The organism is Robinsoniella sp. (assembly GCF_034124845.1).
The window spans coordinates 1-1,678 of record NZ_JAWYAJ010000473.1; the positions used below are offsets into that span (position 1 = coordinate 1).

1 protein-coding gene is annotated in these 1,678 nt (G+C 36.2%); it reads left to right on the top strand.

All coding sequences use genetic code 11. The annotated features are described in order from the left end of the window. On the top strand, positions 1-1,572 hold a 1,572-nt coding region (locus ACH2DQ_RS23140), incomplete at its 5' end, for a sensor histidine kinase (RefSeq protein WP_395028520.1). Between the last annotated feature and the right edge of the window lie 106 nt (positions 1,573-1,678).

Here is a 1,678-nt window from a genome sequence, read left to right on the forward strand (position 1 = left end):
AATTTTCTTCACGTATATGGAAATGAACTGAATAATAAGATTGAAGATGCAAATATGCTGTTGCAGCGTCTGATTTATAAGAATACAAAATACGATATGCTGCAAAGTGAAAGCGAGTCGGATCGGTATGAAGCAGGTATTGATTTGTCAAATCTTTTACAGGAATCTATAACGAATAATAATAATGTAGATATGATTGTGATAGCGGAGTCTGCGTATCAGAACTGCATAGATAGTTACAAGAACAATATTACCTGGTCTCAAAAAGAAACCATAAGGGATTTTGCAATGGATTGTGCAGCCCAGGGGCATATGAAGGCATTCTGGAGCATTAAAATCTTAGAGGGGACGCCTTTCCTTTATAAAATGTATGTGTGGAATGGAAAAGCGGCAGGTGTGTTCATGGCAGTGGATAACTTTATGGATACAGCCGGTAAGAGCAGTCTGGAGAATATGACAATTCTTATGACCGATAAAGAGAATCAGTTGTATGGATATTATGGTGAGTCCAATGAGCAATTACAAATTGGACAAAAAATTGAAAAATTCATGCAGAATAAGAATTACAATGATCAAAAGGTTGAGCTTGCCGATGGCAATCTGATTGTACATTGTTATATGAACAGCCGGGGATTTTTGGGACAGATCAAAGGAACGATGATTATATTTTTTGTAATTATTAACATTACTCTTGTTGTTGTAATGATCCTTGTAAAATATCTGAGAAAAAATATTTTGATTCCGATGAAACATATGCAGCAAAGCATGGAAATGATTCGGGCTGGTGACTACAAACATCGTATCCGGGAAGAATTCGAGACAAATGAATTTGTAATATTGAAAAATACATTTAATCATTTGATGGACGAAGTTGTAGGACTGAAGATACAAAGTTACGAAAAACAGATAGTTCTTCAGGAGACGGAACTTCGTGCGATACGATTACAGATACGTCCTCATTTCTTTTTAAATGCTATGACCACAATATCGAGTTTAAGCATGCAAAAGAAAAACGAACACATAAAAATTTATATTGATGCACTGACGAAAAATATTCGCTATATGTTTAAATCAGGACTACATACGGTTCCGCTAGTGGAAGAAGTCCGCCATGTTGAGAATTATTTTGAAATGCAGGAACTGAAATATCCGGGCTGTGTATTTTATTTTATGGATATTGCTCCAGAGGTGGAAAATTGGAATATTCCACAGATGCTGATTCATACGGTTGTTGAGAATGAATATAAATATGCTGTTTCTTTGGATACCAGTCTTACGATTCTTGTCAAGGCTGGCTGTGTGAAAATAAATGGTGAGAAAATGCTTTCCATTGAAATAGAAGATGATGGAGATGGATATTCAAAAGAATTTTTAGAGAAGTTCCAGGCAGAACATGTGGAAATAGAAAAAGATGGAACGAGAGTTGGTCTGTATAGCATACGGCGTATGTTGGAAATCATGTATGAAAGAAAGAATCTGTTTGAAATTTCTAATATTGAACCACATGGCTGCTTGAACCGTTTTCTGATTCCAGAACATGCACTTCATGAGATGGAACCAGAAAAAATGTAACAGTTCAGACAAGCAGCCCTGTTACTGCAAAAATCCATTTATAATCGCTTGCGCGATGGGATTTTTGCACTCCTGAATCACTTTCTCACGGTATGCGCAGTAAATG